This window comes from Brachybacterium saurashtrense, assembly GCF_003355475.1.
Classification (GTDB): domain Bacteria; phylum Actinomycetota; class Actinomycetes; order Actinomycetales; family Dermabacteraceae; genus Brachybacterium; species Brachybacterium saurashtrense.
On record NZ_CP031356.1, the window covers coordinates 2079700 to 2094154 of the forward strand.

Below are 14455 nucleotides of genomic sequence, written 5' to 3' on the forward strand. Positions count from 1 at the left end.
CGCCGCCCATGAGCGGGCAGGATGGGCGGCGCCGCGATCTCGCGGCGCTGCCCAAGGCGCACCTCCACCTGCACTTCACGGGCTCGATGCGCCCCTCCACGCTGGTGGAGCTGGCCGACGAGCGCGGGATCCGCCTGCCCCGCTCCCTCACCGACGACGTGGCCCTGCAGGTGGAGCCCACCCGGCGCGGCTGGTTTCGGTTCCAGCGGCAGTACGACGCTGCCCGCGCGGTGGTGGACTCCGAGGCGGCGATGCGGCGGATCCTCCACGAGGCCGCGGAGGACGACGCCGCCGAGGGCTCGGGCCGCCTCGAGCTGCAGGTGGACCCCACCAGCTACGCCCCCTTCGCGGGCGGCCTCACCCCGGCGATCGAGATCGTGCTCGACCAGGCCGCGATCTCGGAGCGGGAGACGGGCGTGAGCATCGGGATCGTCCTCGCCGCCTCCCGCACCCGCCACCCGCTCGACGCCCGCACCCTCGCCCGGCTCGCGGCCCGCCACGCCGGGCCCGTGGTCGGGTTCGGGCTCTCCAACGACGAACGACGCGGCACCACCGCCGAGTTCGGGCCCGCGTTCCGGATCGCCCGGGAGGCGGGGCTGCTGTCGGTGCCGCACGGCGGGGAGCTTCTGGGCCCCGCGCACGTGCAGGACGTGCTCGCGCATCTCCATCCGCACCGGTTGGGTCACGGGGTGCGCGCCGCGGAGGATCCCCACCTGCTGGAGCGGGTGGTGGCGGCTGGCGTGGGCCTGGAGGTGTGCCCCGCCTCGAACGCCTCCCTCGGCGTGGTGAGGGATCCCGGCGAGGTGCCGCTGCGGCGCCTGCTGGACGCGGGCGCGCAGATCGCGCTGGGGGCCGACGATCCGCTGCTGTTCGGCTCGCGCCTGCTGGACCAGTACGCCACCGCGCGGGCGATGGGGCTGGACGACGAGGAGCTCGCAGGACTGGCCGCGAGCTCGATCCGGATCTCCGCGGCGCCACCCGCGGTGGCGCGGAGGCTGCTGGCCGGGGTGCGTGACTGGCTGGGGACTCCCCCGTCGGCCGACGGGGCGGACGACGCCTCCGCTCCCGCCGGGCGGGCCGGAGGGCGCTGAGCGCCGGGGCTCAGCGGTCCTGGCCGGCGCCCTCCGAGGGAAGCGCGAGGAAGAACTCCGGCGCGTCGAAGCCCTGCTCGGCGAAGGCGGCCGCGATCGCCGCGGCGACGTCTTGGGCGGCCTGGGCCTCGACCAGGGCGATGGTGGAGCCGCCGAAGCCGCCGCCGGTCATCCGGGCGCCGTGCGCCCCGGCCGCGCGCGCCGCCTCCACGGCCACGTCGAGCTGCGGCACCGTGACCTGGTAGTCCACGCGCAGGGAGTCGTGGGAGGCGTTCAGCAGGGCGCCCAGCTCCGTGACGTGCTCGCGCACGGTGCCGGCCGCCAGCAGCGCGTCCACCTCGCGCACCCGCTGGATCTCGGTGATCACGTGGTGGGCGCGGCGGCGCACCACCTCGTCCTCGATGCCGGCCAGCAGCGTCTCCAGCCCGGCGGGATCCGCCTCGCGCAGGGTGGACAGGCCCAGGGCCTGCGCGGCGCGCTCGCTGTCGGCGCGGCGGGCGGTGTACTCGCCGTCCACGTGGGAGTGCTCGGCGCGGGTGTTCGTGATCAGCAGCGCCAGCCCCTGGGAGGCGAGGTCCCAGGGCACCGGGCGGGTGGTCATGTCGCGGCAGTCCAGCAGCAGCGCATGCCCCTCGCGGGCGAGCACCGCGGCGGACTGGTCGAGCCCGCCGGTGGAGGCGCCGGCGAACTCGGTCTCCGCGGTGATCGCGGCGCGCACCCGGTCCAGCGGCTCGGTGCCGAGCGTGAGCAGCGCCTCGATCGCCTCGGCGACCGCGCACTCCAGCGCGGCGGAGCTCGAGAGCCCCGCGCCCAGCGGAACCTGCCCGTCGATCATGATGTCCATGCCGCGCGTGGCCGCTCCCGAGATCCGCGAGCGCAGCGCCCACAGCACCCCGGCGACGTAGGCGGGCCAGCCGGTGACGACGCCGGGCGCGAGCTCGCGTGCGTCGATGTCGAGCACGGTCTCGTTCTGCGCGGAGCGCACGCGGAGCCGGTCGGTGGGGGTGCGGGCGGCCGCGGCGAAGCAGCGGTGCGAGATCGCCATGGGCAGGCACAGGCCGTCCTGGTAGTCCACGTGCTCGCCGATGATGTTCACCCGGCCGGGCGCGGACCAGACGCCGTCGGGCTCGTACCCGAAGGACTCCTCGAACCTGGCCGCGGCGCGCTCGGCGGCCTCGGCGCGGTCCGGCGCCGAGGAGAGCGCCGCACCGGCGCTGCCGGGATCGTCGGCAGAGGAGCGTGCGGGAGTGGCGACGTCGGCGCGGGTCATGGCGTTCCTTCCAGAGCTGTCAGAGGCCGGTGCGCGTGGGAGTGCGCTTCCCGCCCGGTACGACCGACCGAGAGTCTAACCATCACGCCGACAAAAGCACATCAGTCGACCTCAGGGGCGGACGGCCAGGCACGCGACGGACGGCATCGTCACGGGGTCCGCGGCGGGCTCGAGCTGCTCCCCGCGGCGGCGCAGCACGTCGATCCTGTCCCCTTCCTGCGCAGCGACCAGCACCAGATCCCCCACCTGCGTGAAGTGGCGTGGATGGGCGCCCACCTCCACCTCCGCGACCAGTTGCGGGCGCATCCCGTCCAGGGAGAGCACGGAGAGGGTGTCCGGGCCGCGGTTGGCCACCAGCAGCGCGGACTCGTCCGCGGTGAGCTCGAGGTGGGAGACGGCGTTGGCCCCGGGACGTGCGCTGGCCGGGATCATCGAGCGCACGCCCCAGCGGCGCGAGGGGCCGCGCAGCGCGGAGGGCAGGGAGCGCGGCGGCGTGGACGCGGAGCGGACGGCGGTCGCGACCATCCCCGAGAGCTCGCAGGAGAGATGGAGCTGCTCGGACTCGTGATCGGCGGCGAGGTGGCGCGGCCCGCTGCCGCGCCCCACGGGGATCTCCCCGGCGAGGTCGATGGTCCCGTCGAGCTGCTGGCCGTACAGCAGCACCCGGTCCAGGCCCAGGTCCGGCACGGCCAGCAGCGCCGTGCCGGGCAGGCGCACCACCTGGTGGGGGTGGGCGCGCACCTCCGCGCCGTGCCCGCCGCGGTCCTCGTGCTCGCCGTGGTCGTCCACGTCGATGGTCTCGCGCGGCACGCCCTCGGCATCCAGGCGCACGGTCTCCACGGTGCCGGCGCCGTACTGGGCGACCAGCAGCGTGGAGGGGTCCGTGCCGCGGGCGAGGTGGCAGGCGCCGCCGCCGCGGAGGGCGAGATCGCCGAGGATCTCCATCCCGTCGCCGTCGGGCGCGACGCGCAGGGCCACCACCCGGCTGGGGTCCGTCTCGAGCACCGCGTGCAGCACCGTGCCGTCCTCGCTCCAGAGCAGGAAGGAGGGATCGGGGAGGTCCACCGTCGCCCGCGGCCGGAGGGCGGGGACGCTCCCCGGCCCGTCGTCGCTCAGCGCCAGCAGCGTGATCCCGGGGCCGCGCCCCGAGCCGCTGCGGGAGTACCCGCCGGCGGCGAGCAGTGCGGTGGTGGTCATGGGGACTCCTCCCGGTCGCGGGGCTGTCCCGAGCGCTCCTCGAGATCCGAGGGCGGTTCGAGGTCCTCGAGAACCGAGGGGTCGTCGAACATGGTCGAGGACAGCGCTGTCATCTCACCGGTCATCGTAGACGGCTCGATCACCGGGGCGCCGTGACGGCGCCGGATCCGCCGCGATCCGAGCGTGACGCGGCGGCGTCGCAGGGTGGTGAACGGCGAGGAGATCGCCGGGGTGTAGGCGATCCCGCTGCGGCGGAAGTAGGGCATGATCCGCGAGGCGAGCAGCTGCCCCAGCACCACCGCGGAGGCGATCGCGACGGCGATCTCCGCGGCGCCGAGCAGCTCTCCCACGCCCACGGAGAGGTCGTCCCCGAGGCCCAGCAGGCCCCGGTAGATGCGGCTGCCGGGCACCAGCGGGATCACCCCGGCCATCACGAAGGCGAGGGCCGGGGCGCGCAGACGGTCCGCGAGCGCGGTGGCGACGATGCCGGTGGCGAAGGCGGCCACGCCCACCGCGACCGTGCGGTCCAGCAGGGCGGAGATCAGGTGCGCGATGATCCCGGAGCCGGCCGCGACCACGGCGGCGGTGAGCAGCAGCCGTGCCGGCACCTGGGTGCCCACCCCGTAGCCGAGCCCCATCCCGAGGCCGGAGATCACCACCACCAGCACGGTGGCGAGGTTCAGCGGGATGGAGGCGCTGACGGAGATGTCCGCGCCGATCACGTCCGCCAGCAGCAGGCCGCCCCGCACCCCGGCCACCAGGCCCACGGTGAGCATCAGCGCCTCGAGGATGCGCCCGGCGGCGGTGACGTACCAGCCGGTGACGGCGTCCTGCACGGCGCTGATCGAGGACAGCCCCGCCAGCTGGACGATGATGCAGGAGATCACCACGATCGAGGGGCTCACGGTGGAGTCGATGAGCGCCACCGCGACCGCGCCGCCCACCGCGACGAAGCCGCCCAGCACCTGGCTGTAGAACGGCGGGATGTTCCAGCGGGCCAGCAGCTCGCCGATGGCGATGAGGAGCCCGGCGGCGAGGGTCGCGGCGATCACCACCAGGCTGCCCGCGCCGAAGAACAGCGCCGCGGCCCCGCCCATCACGGCGAAGCCGGAGACCACCAGCGGGATCCGGTACTGGGGCTGACGCTGCGGGATCGCGGAGGCGAGCCGGCGCGCCTCGTCCAGCGAGAGGTCGCCGGCGAGATAGCCGTGGGAGATGTCCTCGAAGGCGGCGAGCCGTGCGAAGTCCTGCACCCTGGCGCTCGCCGAGCGCACACGGGTGAACGGGGTCGCGGACTCGTCCGCGAGATAGGAGATCGTCACCTCGTTGAACGTGACCTGCACGGAGACGTTGCGCAGACCGGAGGAGCTGGTGACCCGCAGCACCGTGGCCGTCACCTCGGAGGCGGCGGCGCCGTTGGTGAGCAGGCCCTCGCCGATCCTCATGGCGAGGTCGAACACGGCATGGAGCCGGGCGGAATCGGTGGGCACGGACCGATCGTGCCACACGGTGCGGGCCGCGGAACACTCGGGTCCCGCGGGTGTTCCCGCGGGGCCGAGTCAGAGGTTCGGGGAGGAGGCCAGCACCACGAGCGGGAGCGCCAGCAGCACCAGCACCGTCACGTCGAGGCCGCGGGAGCGCACCGCCATCGCCCCCACCGCACGCGCCGGGAGCACGGCGCGCAGCAGCGCGAGGAGTCCCAGCAGCGCGCCCAGCAGCCGCCCGGCCAGCGGCGCGGAGCCCAGCACCCCCACCGTCACGATCGCCGCGAGCGCGGCCAGGGCGCACAGCAGCACCGCCTGGCGGCGCACGGCCGACGCCGGTCCGGTGCCCGCGGGCGGGGGCGGGGACGCGGGGCGAGAGGTCTGCGGCACAGTCCCATCGTACGGTCCGTCCCGGGCCGACTGCCCGGCTACCCTGGCGGTGGCCGGCAGCGCCGTCGGCCTACCCCGATCTGGAGGACATCCCGATGACCACCCCCGGTTCGACGACCGGTTCCACGCGACGCGAGCACGATCTGCTCGGCGACCGCGACGTCCCTGCGGAGGCCTACTACGGCGTCCAGACCCTGCGTGCACAGGAGAACTTCCACATCACGGGAGTCCCGCTGCACCACTTCCCCCGCATGATCGAGGCGCTCGCCCAGGTCAAGCGCGCCGCGGCGCGGGCGAACCATCGCCTGGGCGCGCTGGACGCGGAGCGCTTCGCCGCGATCGACCAGGCCTGCGAGGAGATCCTCGGCGGTGCCCTGCACGAGCACTTCGTGGTGGACATGATCCAGGGCGGTGCCGGCACCAGCACCAACATGAACGCCAACGAGGTGATCGCCAACCGTGCGCTGGAGATCATGGGGCACGAGCGCGGGCAGTACGACCACCTGCACCCCAACAACCACGTGAACCTCGGCCAGTCCACCAACGACGTGTACCCCACCGCGGTGCGGCTGACGATCATGCTCTCCTTCCCGGCGCTGGCCGAGGCGATGGACCATCTCATCACCACGCTGCGGGCCAAGGGCGAGGAGTTCTCCTCGGTGCTGAAGATGGGCCGCACCCAGATGCAGGACGCGGTGCCGATGACGGTGGGCCAGGAGTTCCACGGCTGGGCCACCACCATCGAGGAGGACGTGCAGCGTCTCACCCGCACCGCGGAGCTGTTCCAGGAGATCAACCTGGGCGCCACCGCGATCGGCACCGGCATCACCTCGGACCCGCGCTACGCGAGCATGGCGACGGCCGATCTCGCCGAGCTCACCGGGATCCCCTTCGTGGTCTCCGCCGACCTCGTCGAGGCCACCAGCGACACCGGCGCCTTCGTCACCTTCTCCGGGATCCTCAAGCGCATCGCGGTGAAGATCTCGAAGATCTGCAACGACCTGCGCCTGCTCTCCTCGGGCCCGCGCGCCGGGTTCCACGAGATCAACCTCCCCGCCGTGCAGCCCGGCAGCTCGATCATGCCCGGCAAGGTGAACCCGGTGATCCCGGAGGTGGTGAACCAGGTGGCCTACGAGGTGATCGGCAACGACCTCTCGGTGACCTTCGCGGCGGAGGGCGGGCAGCTGCAGCTGAACGCCTTCGAGCCTGTGATCGCGTTCAACATCCTCGAGTCCACGCGGATCATGACCCGGGCGATGAACACCCTCGCCGATCGCTGCGTCGCGGGGATCACGCTGAACGAGGACGTGCTCGAGGACTACCTGCGCCGCTCCATCGGGATCGTCACGGCGCTGGTCCCGGTGATCGGCTACTCCGCCTCCACCGAGGTGGCCGAGGAGGCGCTGCGCTCCGGGCGACCGGTCGCGGAGCTGGTGCTGGAGCGGGGGTTGCTCGACGAGGACCGCCTGGCGGCGCTCCTCTCCCCCGCCTCGATGACCGCGCCGCATCGCGCGACCCTCACCGGCACCATCCCGGCGCTCGACGAGTCCGAGGGCGTCCAGCCCGACTCCGGCGAGGTGGCGGTGCCGCTCACCGAACGCACCGACGCCTGAGCACACCGCCGTCTGAGCACACCGCCTGAGCGCCGACGCGACGGAGACCGGGCCGGTCACCCCGCAGGAGGGGTGACCGGCCCGGTCTCATCGGCCCGTTCCGGTGGGCGCAGGCTCGTCGGCCGGAGCTCCGCATCGCCGCGGGCTCAGCGGCGCAGCGGGCTCACTCGTCGGCCTCCTCCATCTTCCCGCGCATCACGAGCTTGGGATCCGGGGTGCCCACCACCTCGTGGTTCTTGTCCTCGTACTCGAACTGGGAGAGGAAGTAGCGCATCGCGTTGAGGCGGGCGCGCTTCTTGTCGTTGGAGCGGATGATCGTCCACGGCGCGTACTTCTTATCCGTGCGGCGGAACATCTCCTCCTTGGCCTGGGTGTACGCCTCCCAGCGATCCAGGGACTCGAGGTCCATCGGGGAGAGCTTCCAGCGCCGCACCGGGTCCAGCTGCCGGATCGCGAAGCGGGTGCGCTGCTCCTTCTGGGAGACGGAGAACCAGAACTTGGTGACGTGGATGCCGGAGTCCACCAGCATCCGCTCGAAGTGCGGCACCTGGTTCATGAAGGTCTCGTACTGCTCCGGGGTGGCGAAGCCCATCACCCGCTCCACCCCGGCGCGGTTGTACCAGGAGCGGTCGAACAGCACCATCTCGCCCTCGGTGGGCAGGTGCTGCACGTAGCGCTGGAAGTACCACTGGCCGCGCTCGCGGTCGCTGGGCTTGTTCAGGGCCACCACGCGGGCGGTGCGCGGGTTCAGGTGCTCGGTGAAGCGCTTGATGGTGCCGCCCTTGCCGGCCGCGTCCCGCCCCTCGAAGATGATGATGGACTTCTGGTCGTTGTCCTCGAGCCAGTACTGGTACTTCAGCAGCTCCACCTGGAGCTTGTACTTCTCGAGCTCGTACTCGTCCCGGTCCATGCGGGTCTCGTACGGGTAGCCCTCCTGCCAGGTGTACACCGGATTGCCCTGGGGGTCGATGAGGTCCGGGTCAGGGGTGTGACCGTCCTGGACCGAGTACCCCTCCTCGCGCAGGTGCTCGATGTACTCGCGCAGGCTCTGGTTGTCGGGGATCTTCACGGCCGCTCCTTCACACGCTGGGGAATGGGCCCCACTCTAGAGGTCCCGCATGACTTCTCGATGAACAGCCGGCCACCGACACGGTCGGACCGGCGCTCCCCTCCCTCGCGGGACGGGGCACCGGCCCGACGGGCGGTGAGGCTCCGGCCTGACGGACGGCCGCGGCTCCGGCCCGACGGGCGGTGGCGGCGCCGCGGCAGCGGCGCCGGCGCCGGCTCAGTGCGAGAAGTGGCGCGTCCCGGTGAGGTACAGGCTCACACCCGCCTCCTGGCAGGCGGCGATCACCTCGTCGTCGCGGATGGAGCCGCCGGGCTGCACGACCGCGCGCACCCCCGCCTCCAGCAGGATCTGCACGCCGTCGGCGAAGGGGAAGAACGCGTCGGAGGCGGCGACCGCGCCGCGGGCCCGCTCGGGCGCCTGCTCCCCCTCGGCGTGCTCGCCGAGGGTGTTGGCGCGCGCCACGGCGAGGCGGCACGAGTCCAGGCGGTTGACCTGGCCCATCCCGATGCCCACGGCCGCGCCGCCGGCCGCGAGCAGGATCGCGTTGGACTTCACCGCCCGCACCGAGCGCCAGGCGAAGGCGAGGTCGGCGAGGGTGGCCTCGTCGGCGGCGTCGCCGGCGGCGAGGGTCCAGCTCGCGGGGTCGTCGCCCTCGGCGTCCAGGGCGTCGGCGTCCTGGAGCAGCATGCCGCCCCAGATCTCCCGCATCTCCACCGGGTGGTGGTACTCGCCGTGCAGGCGCAGGATGCGCAGGTTCTTCTTGGTGCGCAGCAGCTCGAGCGCCTCGTCCTCGTAGTCCGGCGCCAGGATCACCTCGGTGAAGATCGGCTTGACCTGCTGCGCCATCGCGAGGGTGACGGGACGGTTCGCGGCGATCACGCCGCCGTAGGCGGAGAGCGGATCGGTGCCGTGGGCGCGCCGGTGCGCGCCGGCGATGTCCTCGCCCTCGGCGGCCACGGCGATCCCGCAGGGGTTGTTGTGCTTGACCACGGCGACCGCCGGCAGCGGGTGGTCGAAGGCGGCGCGCACGGCGGCGTCGGCGTCGACGTAGTTGTTGTAGCTCATCTCCTTGCCGCCGAGCTGCTCGGCGCCGGCGAGGCCGGGACGCTCCTCGTCGGTGACGGCCAGGCGGGCCCGCTGGTGGGGGTTCTCGCCGTAGCGGAGGGTCGCGGTGATGCCCAGCTCGGCGGCGTCCGCCTCGGAGAGGTCGAGGATCGAGATCTCCTCGTCGTCCTCGCCGAGCACGGGCTCCTCGACCGCCTCCTCGTCGCCGGAGAGCTGCGCGAGCATCCAGTCGCTGATCGCGTCGTCGTACTCGGCCGTGCGGGTGAAGGCCACGGCGGAGAGCTCCTGGCGCTCGGCGAGGGTGAAGCCGCCGGCGCGGGCGGCCTCGGCGGCGGTGGCGTAGTCCTGGGGATCCACCACCACGGCGAGGGAGGCGAAGTTCTTCGCGGCGGCGCGCACCATGGTGGGGCCGCCCACGTCGATCTTCTCGATGATCTCGTCGAAGGTGCCCCCGGCGGCGACCGTGTCGCTGAAGGGGTAGAGGTTCACCACCACCAGGTCGAAGGGGGCGATGTCATGGGTGCCGAGCTGCTCGCGGTGGGACTCCAGGCGCTGATCGGCGAGGATGCCGCCGTGGATGCGGGGGTGGAGGGTCTTGACCCGGCCGTCCAGCATCTCGGGGAAGCCGGTGACCTCGGCGACGTCGGTGACCGGGATGCCGGCCTCGCGGATGGTGGCGCCGGTGGAGCCGGTGGAGACGATCTCCACGCCGGTCTCGGCGAGGGCGGCGGCAAGCTCCACGATGCCCGTCTTGTCGAAGACGGAGACGAGGGCTCGGCGGAGGGGGCGGCGTTCTGCGGTGGTCACGTGGCGTGCTCCTGTTCGGATCGGCTGATGCGGCACCCAGGCGGTCGATGCGCGCTCTCGTCACTCCCCGGTGGTCGCCCACCTTCGCCAGTCGTGTGCCCTCACTCTATCGGGGCGGGGCGGGCCGAGGGAGGCTCAGCCGGCGGAGGTGAGACGGCGCACCACGTCCACCAGCAGCGGCTGCTCGACGGCCTTGATCCGCTCGTGGAGGGCGGCCTCGGTGTCGTCCTCGTGCACCTCCACGGCGGCCTGGGCGAGGATCCGCCCGGTGTCCACGCCGGCGTCCACCTCGATCACGCTGCAGCCGGTGATCCTCACCCCGTGGGCGAGGGCGTCGCGCACCCCGTGCGCGCCGGGGAAGGAGGGCAGCAGTGCGGGGTGGGTGTTCACGATCCGCCCCCCGAACGCCTCCAGCAGCGGCGGCCCCACCAGCTTCATGAAGCCGGCCAGCACCACCAGGTCGGGCCCGTGGGCGGCGACGGCGTCGGCGAGCGCCTGGTCCCAGGCGGCGCGGTCCGGATGATCGCCCAGGCGCACGATCTGCGCGGGGATGCCGGCGGTGCGGGCGTGCTCGAGTCCGGCGGCGTCGCGATCGGCGATCACGGCGACCACCCGGAAGGGGCAGTCCTCGGCGCGGGCGGCCTCCAGCAGGGCGGCGAGGTTCGAGCCGGTGCCGGAGATGAGGACGACGACGGGGAGGCGGGTCACCGCACCAGCGTAGTCGTCGCGCGGCGGGGCCGCGTGCGGCGTCCGGCGGTGCGGCGGTGCGCCGGCGGGACGGCGGGACGTCGACGGTGCGGCGGCGCCGCGCGCGCTCTGCCGGTGCGCGGCGGCCTCCGCGGCGAGCGGGCACAATGGAGGGTGTGAACCGCACTTCCTCCTCCGACCCGGGCCCGCGCACCGCTCGGCAACGCCGGCTGACGGGCGCCCTGACCCTGACGATGCTCGCCTCGTGCCTGCTGATGCTCTCGCCTCTGCCGTACTCCCTGTTCTCGGGGCTCACCGGGGCGGTGGCGCTGGTGCTGCTGGTGCCGCTGATCGTGCGGGCCGCGCGGGAGCGCCGCTACTCGCTCGCGGTGGTGGGGGCGCTGCTCGGGGTGCCGGCCACGCTGATGCTGATCGGGGCGGCGGTGCTCAGCGCCGTGTTCTACGGGCCGATGGTGGAGCAGCAGGAGTGCCAGGCCACGGCGCTCACCGAGCAGGCGCGCACCCGTTGCGCCGCCGAGGCGGAGGACTCGATGGTCCAGTGGGTCGGGGACCTGTTCGGGGGCTGATCCCGCTCAGCGCGAGGCGTCCTCGTCGGTGAGGGTCCAGGCATCGGCCTCCGGGGCGTCGTCCGTCGGTGCCTCGGTCTCGGTCGCGTCGGTCTCGGCGGTGTCGGTCGCAGGCGCGCCGGGCGCCGCGTCCCCGCCCGAGGCGTCCTCCGGCGCCGACGTGCCGGGCAGGTCGCGGGCCGGCCCCTCGTCGGCCGGGTCTCCGGCGGCCGGGCCCTCGGCGGCGGACGCGGCGGACGCGGCGGACGCGGCGGACGGAGCCGACACGGCCGACGGGCCGGACACAGCCGACGGAGCCGACGGGGTGGACGCTGCAGACGGGCCTGACACGACCGAGGGCGCAGACCCCGCGGACCAGTCGGTGCCGGCCGACGCGGCCGACCCTGCCGACACGGCCGACGGGCCGGACGCCGCCGACGTCGCACTCTGCTCCGTGCGCTCGCCGCGCTCGGTGCGCTCGAACGCCTCGACCCTGCTGCGGAGGCCGCCGACCGTGCGGCGGATCCACGGCACGAGGCCGGTGGCGAGCACCACGAACACCGCGCCGCAGCTCACGGCGACCACCGCGCTGAGCGGCAGCGCGAGCGTGCTCATCCGCGGGCCCAGGTGCACCAGGCGGCCGTCGCCGAGGCCTCCGGTGGAGAGGCCCGCCAGCACCAGGCACAGCACGATCACGGCCAGCGGGTAGGCGATCCAGGCGGTGAGGCGCTCCCGCCGCGGCAGTTCCGCCACGTCCCGCACCAGGCGCACCGCGCCGAGGGCGACAGGGGCCGCGGGCAGCAGCATCAGCGTCCAGGCCAGGGCCGGGAAGTCGCCGGGGGCCGGGAGCGCGCCGAGCATCGGCAGGGCGGGCAGCACCCCGGTCTCGGCACCGTCCAGGGAGATGCCGGTGGAGGTGCCCACGCCCAGGGTGCCGCCGAGGAGCACCGTGAGCGCCCACACCGCCACCAGCGGCAGCAGCGCGAGCTGGAGCAGGGTGAGCACCAGGCCGCCCACGATCCCGGGCGAGAGCTGCTCGAACAGCGCGGCCTGGGCCGGCACGGCGGCGAGCATCAGCACCACCACCACGGCCATGCCCACGCCGAACAGCCCGATGAGCGCGATCAGCACCGCGCGGGCCACCTGCCCGTAGGGGGCGGGCAGCAGCTCGAGCACGCGCACCCCGGGCACGGCCTCGGTGGGCTCACGGCGCAGGGACCATAGCAGGCCCAGCAGGCCGCCGAGCACCGCGACCATCAGCCCGGAGACCACCGCGGAGGTGACCACCGGGGCGGACTCGGCGCTGCGGCCGATGCCGGCCAGCAGGGCGAGCCCCAGCGCGTAGACCGCGGCGTAGGCGCCCAACGCCGCCCCGGAGTCGCGCAGCGCCGCCTCCCGCAGCACGCCGTCGGCGCGCACGGGCCGCAGCGCCCGGCCCACGCGCCGCATCGCCAGGGCGGAGAGGAGCACGAACACGGCCAGCAGGCCGAAGGGGGTGAGGGTGACGGCGCCGTCGATCACGCCGGTGGCGAGCATGAGACCGCCGCCGTGGCCCAGCACCAGCACGCCCAGGCCGATGAGGATCGCGTCCAGCGCGGTCGCGGTCGAGGCGGTCCCGGCGACCTGCGCGGCGAGCGCCGGCACCACCACCACGGCCAGGGCGACGCCCAGCGAGGACAGCGCCGCGAGCACTCCCCGTACCAGGGGCGTGGCGATGCGGTCGACGGGACTGCTCACGCGCGGGCTCCTCGGGTGGTCGGCGGCGGGTGCGGGGCCGGTGCGGCCCCGCGTCCCCGCGGGGTCACCGGGCCATCGTCGCACCTCCTCACGGCGCTGCCGCGCATCTGGCAGGGGGACGCGGGTCACGGCGCCGACGGCCCGGGGTGACGCATAATGGCACGGATGTCTGCCCCCCACCTGACCCCCGACGCCGCCCCTGTGCCGGCCGCGCTGCACGTCCGCACCGTGCGCCTCGAGGAGGAGGTGGACCTGCTGGGCCACGTGCCCGCCGAGGTGAGCGGCGCCTGGCTGCGGCACGGCCAGGGCATGGTGGCGCTGGGCACCGCCTGGTCGGTGCAGACCGCCGGCCCGCACCGCTTCACCGCCGCCGCCGCGGCGTTCCGGCAGGTGGCCGAGCATGCCCGGGTCGACGACGAGGTGCGGGTGCGTCCCAGCGGCCTGATCGCGCTGGGCAGCTTCTCCTACGCCGACTCCTCGCCGCGGCCCTCCACGCTGATGGTGCCGCGCGCCGTGCTGGGCGTGCACGACGGCGAGTCCTTCCTCACCGTGGTGGGGGTGGACGAGGAGCCGCAGCTGCCCGCCTCGTGGCGCGACCTGTTCCCCTCCACCCCGCGGGACCCCGCGTCCGCGCCGCTCGAGGTGGAGCCGGACCACACCCCCGACGAGTACCAGGCGCTGGTGCAGGAGGCGGTGGCCGGGATCCGCGCGGGCCGGGCCGAGAAGGTGGTGCTCTCCGAGCGCACCACGGTGCGCTCCCCCGCCCCGCTCAGCCGCGCCGTGCTGCTGGCCCGCCTGGCCCGCGCCTACCCGAGCACCTGGGTGTACCACCTCGACGACGTGATCGGCGCGAGCCCGGAGATGCTCGCCCAGACCGAGGACGGGCGCGTGTTCTCCCGCGTGCTGGCCGGCTCCCGCCCGGTGGCCGACGGCGGCGAGCTCGACGAGCAGGACCGCCGCGCCTTCCGCGCCGATGCGAAGGAGCGCAGCGAGCACGCGTTCGCGGTGGACTCCGTGGTGGAGCGCCTGGAGGGCCTGGCCGAGCACCTGGAGGTCTCCCCCGAGCCGTTCGTGCTGCGCCTGCCGGGGCTGGAGCACCTCGCCTCGGACGTCTCCGCCGCGCTGCGCGCAGGGACCACGAGCCTGGACGTCGCCGCCCGGCTCCACCCCTCCGCCGCGGTCTCGGGCACACCCCGTGCGGAGGCCGATGGGATCATCGCCCGCCTGGAACCGCACGACCGCGGCGGCTACGCCTCCCCCGTGGGGTGGATGGACGCCGACGGGGACGGGCAGTGGGCGATCGCGCTGCGGATGGCGCACCTGCGCGACGAGCGCACCGCCGTGCTGCAGGCCGGCGGTGGGCTGGTCGCGGCCTCGGACCCCGTCTCCGAGCATGCCGAGGCGCTCGCGAAGTGCCGGCCGATGCTGCGGGCGCTGCGCGGCGAGGAGACCGGCTGAGGCCCGTGCCCCAGGGCGCCG

12 protein-coding genes and 1 riboswitch are annotated in these 14455 nt (G+C 74.3%); of the genes, 4 read left to right on the top strand and 8 right to left on the bottom strand.

What is annotated here, in order from left to right; genetic code table 11:
- Window positions 1-8 precede the first annotated feature (8 nt).
- Window positions 9-1091 carry an adenosine deaminase gene (locus DWV08_RS09505; protein WP_115413562.1) on the top strand — a complete coding sequence of 361 codons (1083 nt, stop codon included), beginning with the start codon at window positions 9-11 and terminating at the stop codon, window positions 1089-1091.
- Between the two features lie 10 nt (window positions 1092-1101).
- On the opposite strand, the gene galK is transcribed toward DWV08_RS09505, so the two are convergent.
- The 4 genes from galK to DWV08_RS09525 form a co-directional block, all read right to left on the bottom strand.
- Entirely contained in the window at window positions 1102-2361 is a 1260-nt protein-coding gene (galK, locus tag DWV08_RS09510; protein WP_115413563.1) for a galactokinase, read from the bottom strand.
- 111 nt (window positions 2362-2472) lie between these two features.
- Window positions 2473-3558, bottom strand: coding sequence for a lactonase family protein (locus DWV08_RS09515; RefSeq protein WP_115413564.1), 1086 nt, complete (start codon window positions 3556-3558; stop codon window positions 2473-2475).
- Window positions 3555-5048 (bottom strand): threonine/serine exporter family protein, encoded by a 1494-nt coding sequence (locus tag DWV08_RS09520; RefSeq protein ID WP_115413565.1) that lies wholly within the window; start codon window positions 5046-5048, stop codon window positions 3555-3557. The genes DWV08_RS09515 and DWV08_RS09520 overlap by 4 nt, the downstream gene beginning before the upstream one ends.
- A gap of 69 nt (window positions 5049-5117) precedes the next feature.
- Window positions 5118-5432, bottom strand: a complete 315-nt coding sequence (locus DWV08_RS09525) for a DUF3017 domain-containing protein (RefSeq protein WP_115413566.1) — start codon at window positions 5430-5432, stop codon at window positions 5118-5120.
- A gap of 95 nt (window positions 5433-5527) precedes the next feature.
- Between DWV08_RS09525 and DWV08_RS09530 the strand changes: the two genes are divergently transcribed.
- Window positions 5528-7045, top strand: coding sequence for an aspartate ammonia-lyase (locus tag DWV08_RS09530; protein WP_115413567.1), 1518 nt, complete (start codon window positions 5528-5530; stop codon window positions 7043-7045).
- A 163-nt stretch (window positions 7046-7208) separates the two neighbouring features.
- On the opposite strand, the gene ppk2 is transcribed toward DWV08_RS09530, so the two are convergent.
- From ppk2 to purN, 3 genes are all read right to left on the bottom strand, one after another.
- Window positions 7209-8114, bottom strand: a complete 906-nt coding sequence (gene ppk2 / locus DWV08_RS09535) for a polyphosphate kinase 2 (RefSeq protein WP_115413568.1) — start codon at window positions 8112-8114, stop codon at window positions 7209-7211.
- Between the two features lie 216 nt (window positions 8115-8330).
- Window positions 8331-9986: a bifunctional phosphoribosylaminoimidazolecarboxamide formyltransferase/IMP cyclohydrolase gene (purH, locus tag DWV08_RS09540; protein ID WP_115413569.1), complete on the bottom strand. Its 1656-nt coding sequence runs from the start codon at window positions 9984-9986 to the stop codon at window positions 8331-8333.
- A 27-nt stretch (window positions 9987-10013) separates the two neighbouring features.
- A riboswitch (ZMP/ZTP riboswitch) is annotated at window positions 10014-10084 on the bottom strand.
- Window positions 10085-10121: 37 nt separating this feature from the next.
- Entirely contained in the window at window positions 10122-10694 is a 573-nt protein-coding gene (purN, locus tag DWV08_RS09545; protein WP_115414979.1) for a phosphoribosylglycinamide formyltransferase, read from the bottom strand.
- 146 nt (window positions 10695-10840) lie between these two features.
- Between purN and DWV08_RS09550 the strand changes: the two genes are divergently transcribed.
- Window positions 10841-11260, top strand: a complete 420-nt coding sequence (locus DWV08_RS09550; RefSeq protein WP_115413570.1) for a hypothetical protein — start codon at window positions 10841-10843, stop codon at window positions 11258-11260.
- A 6-nt stretch (window positions 11261-11266) separates the two neighbouring features.
- Here DWV08_RS09550 and DWV08_RS09555 read toward each other — a convergent pair whose 3' ends face one another.
- A complete protein-coding gene (locus DWV08_RS09555) occupies window positions 11267-12976 on the bottom strand; it encodes a cell division protein PerM (protein WP_206516702.1) in 1710 nt (569 codons plus the stop codon).
- Window positions 12977-13141: 165 nt separating this feature from the next.
- Here DWV08_RS09555 and DWV08_RS09560 point away from each other — a divergent pair, with 165 nt between their 5' ends.
- Entirely contained in the window at window positions 13142-14434 is a 1293-nt protein-coding gene (locus DWV08_RS09560; RefSeq protein WP_241237205.1) for an isochorismate synthase, read from the top strand.
- Window positions 14435-14455 lie beyond the last annotated feature (21 nt).

Excerpts from the sequence above, each read along its gene's own strand:
- DWV08_RS09505 (WP_115413562.1), top strand. The coding sequence starts at position 9 with ATGAGCGGGCAGGATGGGCGGCGCCGCGATCTCGCGGCGCTGCCCAAG.
- galK (WP_115413563.1), bottom strand. The coding sequence starts at position 2,361 with ATGACCCGCGCCGACGTCGCCACTCCCGCACGCTCCTCTGCCGACGAT.
- DWV08_RS09515 (WP_115413564.1), bottom strand. The coding sequence starts at position 3,558 with ATGACCACCACCGCACTGCTCGCCGCCGGCGGGTACTCCCGCAGCGGC.
- DWV08_RS09530 (WP_115413567.1), top strand. The coding sequence starts at position 5,528 with ATGACCACCCCCGGTTCGACGACCGGTTCCACGCGACGCGAGCACGAT.
- DWV08_RS09550 (WP_115413570.1), top strand. The coding sequence starts at position 10,841 with ATGGAGGGTGTGAACCGCACTTCCTCCTCCGACCCGGGCCCGCGCACC.
- DWV08_RS09560 (WP_241237205.1), top strand. The coding sequence starts at position 13,142 with ATGTCTGCCCCCCACCTGACCCCCGACGCCGCCCCTGTGCCGGCCGCG.